The sequence below is a fragment of the Rhodopirellula sp. P2 genome, from assembly GCF_028768465.1.
In the GTDB taxonomy this organism is placed as follows: Bacteria; Planctomycetota; Planctomycetia; order Pirellulales; family Pirellulaceae; genus Rhodopirellula.
In genome coordinates, this window is the sequence record NZ_CP118225.1 from 3,920,426 (window position 1) to 3,932,342 (window position 11,917).

The window sequence follows — 11,917 nt, forward strand, 5'->3', positions numbered from 1 at the left end:
GGGCAGCGGAAATGCCGGCTTGCGGTTCAGGCTGCTATGATTGCAATCCACGATTCGTGCTTCGCATTCTCAAGCTGTCATGACCAATCCGTATCAGCCACCGGAAACCGCGCCCGCGAACCTGACACACCACTGTCCGGTTTGTGATGGGCCGGTTGGATTTTGGCGGTTCGCATTCCCACTGGGATATTGCCAGCACTGTCGGAACTACCTCGCCATTCGCCATTGGGATCGCCATGCTTGGCGATGGACGCTTGGCTTGTTCGGCGTCATCTTCATCCCGATTGGGCTCCGCGCTTACAAGTTCATTGACTTCACACCGCCGACTGGCACGTTCCTGTTGCTTTGGTTCGTGGCGTCCATTGTCCACAGCAAACTCTATGGCCGGCTCGTGCCTGCGTTCTGTTGGGGATTTTTTGCAATGCCAGATGACGACCGAATCAAAGCGGACGATCGCGGATGACGTCCGGAAGGGCTCCATCGCCGTCCGAAGGAATACAACACGGGCACGACGATCAAGGTCAGCAACGTTGCATCTTCCACGCCGGCCCCATCCGGGGCGACCGTTTGTTTTTCACATTCGTTCTCGGGGCTTCCACCCCGAGCTAAGAACGCCGGCCCCGTCCGGGGCGATTTCGTTTGATCGTGAGACGATTGCAAATTGCAAAATGGACATTGCAAATTGGCAATTGTTGATCGCTGACTGCTTTCAGACTCCGGTGTGCGATGTCATCCGAGGCGGAGCATACGGGTTGTTGTCGATGTTGCTGGTGGTGACCTTCGAAGGATTGGTCTCGCCCGGCACGCAGATCGGTTCGTACTCGCTGCCTCGGGCGATCTCGCAGATGGCATCGACCATCGTGTCTCGCTGTCGACGTCGATCGGCAGATTTCATGCTCGCGAAGCGAAAGTCACGGTAGACCAGCGGGATTTCTTCCGGACCGTTTTCGGTGCGAACGTAGATCATCGCAGCGTGCAGTTGCGCCCAACCGCCTGCCGGGGTGAACGATTGAGGGATCGCTCCGAGGATCGAACTCGGGGCAAAGTGATACCGATTGCGATCGCCTTCCATCCAGACTCCGTTCTCGTCGATACGAACCCAAACCAGGTCAGAAGCCGTTTCAAGACGCAGACGGTTCCAGCGTTCTTGGGGGACGATTTCGCAGAACCTGGATCCTTGGTCGCTGGGACGAACCACCGGACAGCGGCGTCCTGCGATGACTCGGCGAAGTCGACGAGCCAGGAGCAAATGGAACGGGTACTCTTCGTAGCGAGAGACAATCGTCAGTTGGAGGGTGGCGGTGAGACCGCCGACCACGATGGCTGCCACAAACAGAAGGGATCCAGCCACGTCAACTTGTGGGGTGAAGAACACGAACCGCACGCTCAGCAAAACACACAGGCTGGCAATGAAGGTAAGCGAGCCGTGAAAAGCGGTGATGCCAAGCAACGTGACGATCTGACGGAACCAGTTCAACACGCGGCCCGGACGTTCGTTTGGGAGATCCGTTCCAAACGTTTGGATCGAAGCAAAATGGCTCGAAACCGATTGATTGGAGGATGATTCGGTTGGCGGTGTGGCGGACGCCTGGAAGGTCATGGTCCTCGCCTGCGAAAGGTGACTCTCGTTTGTCGCGGAAGCATTCTCGTTTGCGTCGCCGCAAATTTTCGGGGGGGCGAATGAGTCCGGACATCTCAGCCTAACGCGGGGCGGCGAAGTTTGCACGCTGATTTAACGTGGAAACACCGCAAATGATTTTGGCGGCGGGCTTTGCGTGAGCCTGGAGGAGCCGAACCAGGGCTTGAGGTTCTCTGTCACAAACAGCGAAAGGGGCTGCGTTTGTCAAGTTAGGCAAACCTTGCCGCCCACCCCTTCCGACTTCTGGCGCGGTTGGTGCGATTGTGTGCATCGAATCGGTGTCAACGGCCGAAACGAAAGGTGAAAGAAAGACTCGTATCACGTGTCGAGGCGTTTGTACTCGGCACCCAATTCATATTGGATGGAAGGGTTCGGAATGAATCGTTGGCTCTTACTCGGATCGATGGCCGGAATGCTGATGATCAGCACCGGATGCCTTCACCACAATACGCGTGGCGGATGTTCGACTGGCAACTGCGGCGTCGCCTCAAGCGATTGCGGTTGTGGTGACTCCTCCTGTGGCAACGGTGCCTGCAGCAATGGCTCGTGCGGTCGCAATGGCAGTGGCGGATTGCTGGGCAAAACTCGCGGTCGGCTGATGGGTTGCAAAACCGGTTGCCGAACGGGCTGTGAAGCCGGTCCTCTCGGTTGGCAGCAAGGTGGGTTGGACTACAGTTCGCACATGAACCCAGGTGTTTTGGGTCACGGAGCGGCGGCTCAAATGCAAGGCCAGCCATTCACAGCAGGTGCGCCGTCTGCCCAGGTCGCGTACCCTTACTACACGCACCGCGGTCCTCGCGACTTCCTGCTGGACAACCCGCCCAGCATCGGTCCCTGATCGTCCTGGGAGTTTTCGGAAACGAAATCGAGGTCGCTCAGGCCATGGTGCCTGAGTCTCTCGGGTCGGTTCCGCCGGTGAAGAGTGTTTCGCAGTCGCCCGAGGGAGTATTGGCGTGGCATCCGATTTTCGGCTGAAAGAGCAGTTACCTGAGCTGACCGAGCAAATCGTCAGCACTTACACCTCCGATGATTCGATCAATCATCTGGGGCACTGCCCTTTGCCTAGCTACACCGCCGTCGTTGACATCCTGCTTGATTTCAAGGACATCTTGTACCCGGGGTACAAGCGGCACACGAATTTGCACGCCGGCAACATCCGCTATCACGTTGGCGGTTTGATTGATTCCTTGCACGATCAACTGACAACCCAGATCGCTCGCGCTTTACGGCACGAGCACCGGGTGCTTCAGAATCACAAGGATTGCGAAACGGACATTGACTTCGAAGCCAAGGGCCAAGCCATGGCGATCGAGATGCTCAAACGCATTGTCAAGCTTCGGCATGTGCTCGCCACGGATGTGCAAGCCGCACACGACGGCGACCCGGCCTGTCAAACAACCGATGAAGTCGTCTTTTGCTACCCCGGTTTTGAAGCGATCACGGTTTACCGAATCGCTCATGAGCTGGTGCAGTTGAACGTGCCCTTCATTCCTCGAATGATGACGGAATGGGCGCACAAAGAAACCGGCATCGACATTCACCCCGGTGCCACGATCGGTGAGTACTTCTTCATCGACCACGGAACCGGCGTGGTGATCGGTGAGACGTGCCACATCGGAAAGCACGTCAAGCTTTACCAGGGGGTCACGCTGGGTGCATTGAGCTTCCCAACCGACGCGGACGGACAGTTGATCCGTGGCCAGAAACGACACCCAACGATCGAAGACGATGTGGTGGTGTATGCCAACGCCACGATCCTCGGTGGTCGCACGGTGATCGGTCGCGAATCGGTGATTGGATCCAGCGTTTGGATCACGCGCAGTGTCTCGCCCGGCACAACCGTGGTGCTTGAAAAGCCGCAATTGAAAGTCCGCGGATCCGACGAACCCGCCGATGAGTTGCGTCCCGAAGTGAACTACCAAATCTGATCACTGGGTATTCCCAGACGATTCGGTATAGTGTGGCGATGTTGAAAAAAGAACGTGCCGCCATCGTCCTCGAGCGTCTCAATGCGCTTTATCCTGACCCCCCGATTCCGCTGGACCACACCGACGATTTCACCTTGTTGGTCGCGGTTCTGCTGAGCGCTCAGTGCACCGATAAAAAGGTCAATGAGATCACGCCGGAGTTGTTCTCGGTCGCCGGCACGCCATCAACGATGCGCGATCTCGGCGAAGAAGGGATCCTGGAGATCATCCGGCCGCTGGGCTTGTCCAAGCAGAAAGCCAAGGCCTTGGCCAAGTTGTCTGGGATGCTGATTGATCTGCACAAAGGCCAGGTGCCCAGCACATTTGAAGAGCTGGAAGCGTTGCCTGGTGTCGGTCACAAAACGGCCAGCGTGGTGATGTCCCAAGCGTTTGGCTTCCCTGCCTTTCCGGTCGACACCCACATCCATCGGTTGGCCCAGCGTTGGGGTTTGTCCAGCGGAAAAAGCGTGGTGCAAACCGAACGCGACCTGAAGCAACTGTTCCCGGAGTCGTCCTGGAACAAGTTGCATCTGCAAATCATTTTCTACGGTCGCGAATTTTGCACCGCCCGAGGCTGTGATGGACGTGTTTGTGATCTCTGTCGGGAACTCTATCCCAACCGACGCAAGCCAGTGACCTGGATCAAACCCTGATCTTTCTCACTCGTCCGCGTAGCTGAATTCGCCAGAATTCAGATGATCCAGTTGCGTCGCGTCCGCATTCTTGGCGAATCCGGCGACGGTGCGTGAGAGGCCCGGAGGGCCGGCAGATCCTCTGCCGGGGCCGTGAGGCCCCGGTGCATGAATTGGCCGATGCACCAAGCCCCGAGAGGGGCGACACAGTTGGACATCCTGTGTCACCCCTTTGGGGTTTGAGTTCCGGGGGGTGGGGAGCTTTTCCGGGGCCTGACGGCCCCGGCAATGGCTGTGTCGGCCCATTCGGGCCTGCTTGCTAGCCGGTGCGTAGCTGGATTCGCCAGAATTCAGATGATCCAGTTGGAACGCGTCCGAGTTCTTGGCGGTTTCGGCGACGGTGAAATGTTTGCGGATCAAACCGGCGCCAACCGTGCAAGATTGCTTCTGGTTCGAACCAGAGGTCATCTTGTTCAGAAAGCACCGGGATGATCGCCGATTCGCGTGCTTGCACCGGAACGCTTTCGGGCTTTGTTCCTTGGCGGAAAGGTGAGAGGCCCGGAGGGCCGGCAGATTCTTTGCCGGGGCCGTGAGGCCCCGGTGCAGGGCTTGGCCAATTCACCAAGTCCCGAGAGGGGCGACACAGTTGGACATCCTGTGTCACCCCTTCGGGGTTTTGGTTTCAAGGGTGGAGAGCTTTTCCGGGGCCTGACGGCCCCGGCAATGGCTGTGTCGGCCCATTCGGGCCTGTCGCGCGTGGCGACTTGCGTGGCAGGTACGTAGCTGGATTCGCCAGAATTCAGATGATCCAGTTGGAACGCGTCCGAGTTCTTGGCGGTTTCGGCGACGGTGAAATGTTTGCGGATCAAACCGGCGCCAACCGTGCAAGATTGCTTCTCGTTCGAACCAGAGGTCATCTCTTTCAGAAAGCACCGGGATGATCGCCGATTCGCGTGCTTGCACCGAAACGCTTTCGGGCTTTGTTGCTTGGCGGAAAGGTGAGAGGCCCGGAGGGCCGGCAGATCCTCTGCCGGGGCTGTGAGGCCCCGGTGCAGGGCTTGGCCAATTCATCAAGCCCAGAAGGGGCGACAGAGTTGAGCATTCTCTGTCACCCCTTCGGGGTTTGAGTTCCGGGGGTGGCAGTGCTTTTCCGGAGCCTGACGGCCCCGGCAATGGCTGTGTCGGCCCATTCGGGCCTGCTTGCTAGTCGGTGCGTGGCTGGATTCGCCAGAATTCAGATGTTCCAGATGGAACGCGTCCGAATTCTTGGCGGTTTCGGCGACGGTGAAATGTTTGCGGACTAAACCGGCGCCAACCGTGCAAGATTGCTTCTCATTCGAACCAGCGGTCATCTCGTTCAGAATGCACCGGGATGATCGCCGATTCGCGTGCTTGCACCGAAACGCTTTCGGGGTGTGTTGCTTGGCGGAAGGTGAGAGGCCCGGAGGGTCGGCAGAATGACTGCCGGGGTCGTCAGGCCCCGGTGCATGGCTTGGCCAATTCACCAAGCCCTGAAAGGGCGGCAGAGTTGAGTGTTCTCTGTCACCCCTTCGGCGTTTTGGTTTCAAGGGTGGAGAGCTTTTCCGGGGCCTGACGGCCCCGGCAATGGCAGTGTCGGCCCATTCGGGCCTGCATGCTAGCCGGTGCGTGGCTGGATTCGCCAGAATTCAGATGATGCAGATGGAACGCGTCCGAATTCTTGGCGAATCCGGCGACGGTCAGTGGTGACGGATCAGGCACCTGCCAATTCGGTCATCTCTGCTTCGCTGTCGCCGAATCGTTCGAGGTCCAATCCGTAGCGTTTGGCCATCGAGAGATACAAGTTGCAGACGGGGACTTGGCCTTTGGCAGCGATGTGACGACCGGGCTGGATCGTGCCGCCGCCGCGACCGGCCAGCAACAATGGCAGGTTGTCAGGGTCATGGCGGTTGCCGTCGGAGAAGCTGCTGCCGAACATGATCATGCTGTTGTCGAGCAGCGTCGATTCGCCTTCCTGGATCGCTTTCATCTTTCGCAACATGCGGCCGAATTGCTCCGTGTGCCAGCGGTTGATGAGTTGGTACTGAGCGATCTTTTCTTCTTTGTTCTCGTGATGAGATAGCTCATGGTGCCCGCCATTGACTCCGTCAAGGAAGCTGAACGAACGGCCTGACACGTCGTTGGCGAACATGAACGATGCGACGCGAGTCGAATCGGTTTGGAATGCGAGCACCATCATGTCCAGCATCAGATCGATGTGCTGGCGGAAGTCGCCCGGAGTTCCGGTTTCGGGAATCTCCAACGCGTGACCGTCAGCGATGCGATCGCGTTCCGCTTCGTAGCGTTCCCGGTGGCTTTGGTCGCGGGGCGCGAATTCAATCCGCTTTTCGACTTCGCGGACGGAGTCCAGGTACTCGTCCATCTTGAATTGATCGTCGCGACTGAGTTTGGCACGAACGCGGTGGGCATCCTCCAGAACATAGTCCAGAAGGTTCTGGTAGGAGCGAGCTTCCGGTGTGCGCGTCTTCATTCGCTTGCCAAACAAACGCTCGTAGACGACTCGTGGGTTGATGGCTTTCGCAACGGGGCGAGTCGGTGACTGCCAAGAGATATGCGAACCATACAATCGGGTGTAACCGACGTTGCTGTCGATGCCGCTGATCACCGGGTCGATGCCCAATTCCAACGAAGGCAGCGGTGTCTGATCACCGACTTTCGCCGCGATCAACTGGTCGATGGAAACACCACCACTGCTGATGTCCTTTCCGGTCGTTTTGGCGACTGGCATGCCGGTCAGGTAGTTGGCTGTTTTGGCGTAGTGGCCATCGCCGCCGTGGGAGTGCTTTTTGTCGAGCCCCGATAGCACGAGGAAGTCGTCCTTGAGATCCGCCAGCGGTTCCAAAGAGGGCGACAATTCGTAGTCAGCGCCTTCGGAATCAGGCACCCAGTCCTTTTCCCAAACACCGTTGGGGAAGTACAGAAATGCAGAGCGGAGCGGCGGCTGAGGTTCGTCGCTTGAACGGCTCGATGAAGTCGAGTCTTCGGGGCGGGGGCCAGCCATGGTTTCCGCCATGGAAGCCATCCAAGGCAGTCCCAGCACGGCTCCGCTGCCACGCAAAAAACGACGACGAGGAATGGGGGTTTGCATGATCAACCTAAGTGGGCTCAAGGGTTGGCTGGTTTGAAGAAGCGATTTCGAAACGGGTAACTGGTCACGATGGTTTCCAGCACCACGGTGGCGCGCTGGTCGTTGGCATCCAATGCTTCGATCGATTCGTCGACCACGCAACTGTCGAATTTGTTGAGTGATCGCCCGAGAGCGAAGCCAAATAGCTTTTTGACGAAGTGCTTCTTGAATTCACCGCTTCGTCGCAGCAGCAATTGTTTCAGTTCTTCGGGGCCGGAAAACGTTTCCCCCGATGGCAGTTTACCACTGGAGTCGATCGCTTGACCGTCTTGTTCCGTTCGCCAACGCCCGATCGCGTCAAAGTTTTCCAACCCGAATCCGATCGGATCCATGCGGTTGTGGCAGGCTGCACACTGAGGGTTCTTGCGGTGGATTTCCAGTTGTTCGCGAAGCGTCGCGGCGTGATCCGCTTCTGCTTCTTCGAGTGCTGGAACACCTGGTGGCGGAGGTGGCACACGTCCGCCCAACACTTCTTCGAGGACCCAACGGCCCCGCAACACGGGGCTGGTGCGGTGACCGTACGACGATCGAGTCAGCACAGCAGCAAGCGTGATCACACCGCCTCGACGACGATCCGTCAGTGGAATGCGTTTCCACATCTCCGAGTCGTCGGATTCGGTCAGCCCTTGTTCGGAAGCATCCAGCCCGTAGTACGAAGCCAGGGTCGCATTGGCATGAATGGAGTCCGCGTCAATCAATTCCATCAACGGACGATCGTCTCGAAAGACGTTCCAAACCGTTCGCACAGCTTCTTCTCGCATGTCTGCGGCCAAGCGTTGGTCGAAGTTTGGAAACAGGTTCACGTCGGGCTTCGATTCGCCTTCGAACTGCGAAAGCCCCAGCCATTGCAACCCAAAGTTTTCACCGAGGGCTCGCGAGCGTTCATCGGCGAGCATGCGGTGCATCTGCGCGATGATCTGTTCGTCCGTCGCCAATTCGTCTGCATCGGCCGCGTTCATCAAGGTTTCATCGGGGACAGACGACCACAAAAACAAAGCCAACCGAGTGGCCAGTTGATGCGGCGTCAACGGTTGCACGCCACCGGCTTCGGATTCTGTTTCCACGACAAACAGGAAATTCGGGGAAACCAAGATGGCCTTGAATGCGTCGGCCGTCGCATCGCGTACCGACATCCCAGATTCCTGGGAGTTCTTCATCAAAGCCGCCAAGCGATCGACTTCTGATGCTTCCACGGGGCGTCGCCAAGCTCGGCGGGCAAATTGCTGGACCGCCTCCCGTGCGTCACCTTCGCTGGAAATGTTGTTCAGCAAACTGCTGGCCAGGGAAGCGTCACCGCCGGATTGCATTGCGTCACGGATGACTTGGTTGGAAACGGCCAAGTATTGTTCGATGTGCAATGCCGACGTGAACAACGAGTCTCCGGCGGTATCAAATCCTTCGCCGCCTGAGCCATCCGAAGGCACCTGCAAGGAATCGTCGACTGGCATGCCAACCAAATCACGAATCGCGTTGAGGTATTCGGTTCGCGTCAAGCGACGGCTCATCACGACGCCGCGGTACCAAGCCTGAGTTTCTTCATTGGCGAGTTTGGCGCACTCGTTGTCTTCGGGTCGCGAATCGAACCAGCGGTGGACGGCTGCTTTTTGTTCGTCGTTGAGCTGTGGGCTGCCTTCCGGCGGCATCTCGTTCAGGCGAACTCGTTTGGCGACTTCTTCCCAAACCGTCGCGTTCTTCTGAAGATCAGCTGCCTTACCGAATTGATCCAGGTCAAAACCTTCGGAGTCTGCGCCCCGGTGGCACTCCGAACAGGCCTGATCCAAAATCGGATAGATTGCCTCTTGGTAGTTTTTACGCCATTTCGCGAACGGATCATCGTCCGAAAACGAGAGCGTCGGCACCGAGATCACCGCCAGAAAGACGGCGCAGCACAGTGGAGTACGGAGAAGCGAGATCGCTGGGAACATCAAAGGATGCTCGAACGGCTTGAGGTGGGGAATTTCGCAGGCAAAGTGGAATTGTCCGCAGGTGGGAGCTTCAGTCTACCCAATTTGGTCCCATCCTCCAACTTGAATCACGCCGGAACCCCCGATAAACCGCTGAAGGTTCGTTTCGGTTGCAGGCCATCGAAATCAATGCTCCGCGCCGCCTTCGATGCGACGCACGCCCCCCACCCGAAAGTGAATCGACTGATGAACACCGAACCCGCACCGGATGAGAACGAAGAGGCGATGGGGGAGGTTGAACTTGCGAGTGTCCTGGCAGTCGAGAATGTGCCCGCCGGCGATCAAGCGTTGCCAGCCACGGACGCATCGAGTTTTCAGTCCTTGCCCTGGGAGGCTCTCCGGCTGCATCGATTCTTGGGTGGCATTTTCATTGGCGTGACAGTTTTGCTGTGCCTCATTGGCGTCGTGGTTTTGTGGTTCATTGCCCCCTCCACGATCGAGGTTTGGGGAGGTGCTGCGGCAGGGATCGCGTTGATTCTGGGGTGGGCGATTTGGATTGGTTGGATTTATCCCAAAGCCGCGCACCGATCCGCCTCGTGGAAAATCAGCGAACATGGATTGGAGATCCGACGGGGAGTCTGGTGGCGGCATCGAATCGTGATTCCACATTCGCGAATGCAACACAGCGACATCGAGCAAGGTCCCCTGCAACGCATGTATTCCTTGGCGACGTTGGTGATTCATACCGCAGGAACCAAGAACTCCTCGATTCAGCTTGAGAATTTAAACTCGGAAAGCGCGGAGCAGTTGCGAGATGCATTGACGAGTGGACGTTGGGACATGAGTGCGTCCCTCGATACGACGGTGACGACATGAGTTCGGAACCGAAGCCACTGCATCCGATCTCGATCGTGTTTCAAACGGTCGCGATCGCAAAACACACTATCCTTCCACTCGCCTTGGTTGCCTGGAACGGAGCTCAGACGAGTTGGTTGGGATTTGTCGGCGCGTACGGCTTCCTCGCGATAACCATCGCGGTCTTCACGGTGGTGGGTTTCATTCGGTATTGGTTCTATCGATACCAATTGGCCGATGGTGAGCTGATTGTGACCTCTGGGGTTTTCTTTCGATCCAAGCGAAACGTGCCGGTCGCTCGAATTCAAAATGTCGATTTGGTGCAGAACTTGTTCCATCGTGTGTTGGGGGTCGCGGAGGTTCGAGTGGAAACCGCCAGCGGGACCGAACCGGAAGCGATTCTCAAAGTGCTCTCGCTGCGAGACGTGGAATTGCTGCGCGAACAAATCGAAACGGCGCGGAGAAAGGTGGCATCGGGATTCGCCGGTCAAGCTTCGATGGGGGCGGAATCCACCTCCGATTCAGCGACTCTGACGAACGCGGATTCGGAGGCGAACGTGGTGCCCGTTTCCGCATCGACGACCTTGCTTGAAATCCCCTTGAAGTGGTTGGTGCAAGCGGGGTTGGCCAGCAACCGCGGCTTTGTGATGGTCGGGATTGTGATCGGGCTTCTTTCGCAGCAGATGGGCAACGGCGATCAGTTCGCTCGCCGAATCGCACGCACGCTGAGGTCATCAAGCGACAGGGAGCTCACGACACTGCCGTCCAATTGGTGGGAATCCTGGCTGGTTTGGATGGGGGCACTGGTGCTCGTGTTGGGGTTGATTCGGTTGCTTGGGATCGCGTGGTACGTGCTGCGATTCCATGGCTATCGCTTGGAGCTTCGGGACGAAAATTTGCAGCTTTCTTGTGGCTTGCTCACGCGGGTGTCGGCCACGGTTCCACGACGCCGCATTCAGTGGATCAGCATTCACCGCACACCGCTGCAACGATGGATGAAACTGGCGTCCATTCGGATCGAGACCGCGGGAGGCGCGGGGAAACAAAACGAAGACGCTGCAACGACGGTCACGCGTCGGTGGTTCGTGCCGATCATCCCGGAGTCACGCTTGGACGAATTGGTGGAACAACTGCGACCGGGGTTGGATTGGTCGGAAGCATCCTTGCCCTGGCAATCACTTGATCAGCGGGCTCGTAAACGCATGCGGCGAAAGTCGATGTTGCGAGCCGAGGGCATCAGCATCATCACCGGCGTGTTGGCCCATTTGACCTTGGACCATCCCTTCGCATGGACGCTGGGGGGGCTGGTCGCGTTGGTTTTGCTCCCGTTGAACGTTTGGATGGCAGGTCGTTGGCATCAACACTTTGGATTCGCGGAATTGCCATCGGGGGAGGGAGTCGTCATTCGGGAGGGATTTTGGAACCGAAAAGTCAGCTGCACATTTTACGACCGGATTCAATCGGTGAGTTGCTCGGAGAGTCCCTTTGATCGTCGCTGGAACATGCAAACGTTGAGGATTGATACCGCTGCGGCGGGCCCCGCCGATCACACGTATCGGCTGCCGATGCTGTCTGGGCCTGTCGCCAGCGAACTATTCGATCGTTTGGCGAGCAAAACGTCGCGAATCGAGATGGTTTGGGATTGAATTGAGGATTTGAAATCGATTGTTGAAAGCGTGCCCGATCAGGGTGGGTGCCGCCTCGCGGGATTCCAAACTGTCCTTACAATGGACGCTTTTTACGACCGAAATCGC

General features: G+C 57.6%; 9 protein-coding genes. 6 read left to right on the forward strand and 3 right to left on the reverse strand.

Going from position 1 to position 11,917, the window contains the following annotated elements; all coding sequences use genetic code 11:
- Nucleotides 1-79 precede the first annotated feature (79 nt).
- Nucleotides 80-463, forward strand: coding sequence for a hypothetical protein (locus tag PSR62_RS13750; protein WP_274403578.1), 384 nt, complete (start codon nt 80-82; stop codon nt 461-463).
- 246 nt (nt 464-709) lie between these two features.
- Here PSR62_RS13750 and PSR62_RS13755 read toward each other — a convergent pair whose 3' ends face one another.
- Nucleotides 710-1,600, reverse strand: a complete 891-nt coding sequence (locus tag PSR62_RS13755; RefSeq protein WP_274403579.1) for a hypothetical protein — start codon at nt 1,598-1,600, stop codon at nt 710-712.
- Nucleotides 1,601-2,015: 415 nt separating this feature from the next.
- Here PSR62_RS13755 and PSR62_RS13760 point away from each other — a divergent pair, with 415 nt between their 5' ends.
- The 3 genes from PSR62_RS13760 to nth all read left to right on the forward strand — a co-directional run bounded on the left by PSR62_RS13760 (nt 2,016) and on the right by nth (nt 4,259).
- On the forward strand, nt 2,016-2,477 hold the full coding sequence (locus PSR62_RS13760; protein ID WP_236696098.1) for a hypothetical protein: 462 nt from the start codon (nt 2,016-2,018) through the stop codon (nt 2,475-2,477).
- Nucleotides 2,478-2,592: 115 nt separating this feature from the next.
- On the forward strand, nt 2,593-3,567 hold the full coding sequence (locus tag PSR62_RS13765) for a serine O-acetyltransferase (protein WP_274403580.1): 975 nt from the start codon (nt 2,593-2,595) through the stop codon (nt 3,565-3,567).
- Between the two features lie 32 nt (nt 3,568-3,599).
- Nucleotides 3,600-4,259 carry an endonuclease III gene (gene nth / locus PSR62_RS13770; protein ID WP_338020075.1) on the forward strand — a complete coding sequence of 220 codons (660 nt, stop codon included), beginning with the start codon at nt 3,600-3,602 and terminating at the stop codon, nt 4,257-4,259.
- A gap of 1,711 nt (nt 4,260-5,970) precedes the next feature.
- Here the strand turns inward: nth and PSR62_RS13775 are convergent.
- Both PSR62_RS13775 and PSR62_RS13780 read right to left on the reverse strand, forming a co-directional pair.
- Nucleotides 5,971-7,365 carry a DUF1552 domain-containing protein gene (locus PSR62_RS13775; protein WP_274403582.1) on the reverse strand — a complete coding sequence of 465 codons (1,395 nt, stop codon included), beginning with the start codon at nt 7,363-7,365 and terminating at the stop codon, nt 5,971-5,973.
- Nucleotides 7,366-7,382: 17 nt separating this feature from the next.
- Nucleotides 7,383-9,329 (reverse strand): DUF1588 domain-containing protein, encoded by a 1,947-nt coding sequence (locus PSR62_RS13780; RefSeq protein ID WP_274403583.1) that lies wholly within the window; start codon nt 9,327-9,329, stop codon nt 7,383-7,385.
- 225 nt (nt 9,330-9,554) lie between these two features.
- On the opposite strand from PSR62_RS13780, the gene PSR62_RS13785 reads away from it, so the two are divergent.
- Together PSR62_RS13785 and PSR62_RS13790 are read left to right on the forward strand one after the other, a co-directional pair.
- Nucleotides 9,555-10,184, forward strand: coding sequence for a PH domain-containing protein (locus PSR62_RS13785; protein ID WP_274403584.1), 630 nt, complete (start codon nt 9,555-9,557; stop codon nt 10,182-10,184).
- On the forward strand, nt 10,181-11,809 hold the full coding sequence (locus PSR62_RS13790) for a PH domain-containing protein (protein WP_274403585.1): 1,629 nt from the start codon (nt 10,181-10,183) through the stop codon (nt 11,807-11,809). The genes PSR62_RS13785 and PSR62_RS13790 overlap by 4 nt, the downstream gene beginning before the upstream one ends.
- Nucleotides 11,810-11,917 lie beyond the last annotated feature (108 nt).

Coding starts and splice junctions, on each gene's coding strand:
- PSR62_RS13775 (WP_274403582.1), bottom strand. CDS start 7,365: ATGCAAACCCCCATTCCTCGTCGTCGTTTTTTGCGTGGCAGCGGAGCC.
- PSR62_RS13755 (WP_274403579.1), bottom strand. CDS start 1,600: ATGACCTTCCAGGCGTCCGCCACACCGCCAACCGAATCATCCTCCAAT.
- PSR62_RS13780 (WP_274403583.1), bottom strand. CDS start 9,329: ATGTTCCCAGCGATCTCGCTTCTCCGTACTCCACTGTGCTGCGCCGTC.
- PSR62_RS13760 (WP_236696098.1), top strand. CDS start 2,016: ATGAATCGTTGGCTCTTACTCGGATCGATGGCCGGAATGCTGATGATC.
- PSR62_RS13790 (WP_274403585.1), top strand. CDS start 10,181: ATGAGTTCGGAACCGAAGCCACTGCATCCGATCTCGATCGTGTTTCAA.
- PSR62_RS13750 (WP_274403578.1), top strand. CDS start 80: ATGACCAATCCGTATCAGCCACCGGAAACCGCGCCCGCGAACCTGACA.
- PSR62_RS13785 (WP_274403584.1), top strand. CDS start 9,555: ATGAACACCGAACCCGCACCGGATGAGAACGAAGAGGCGATGGGGGAG.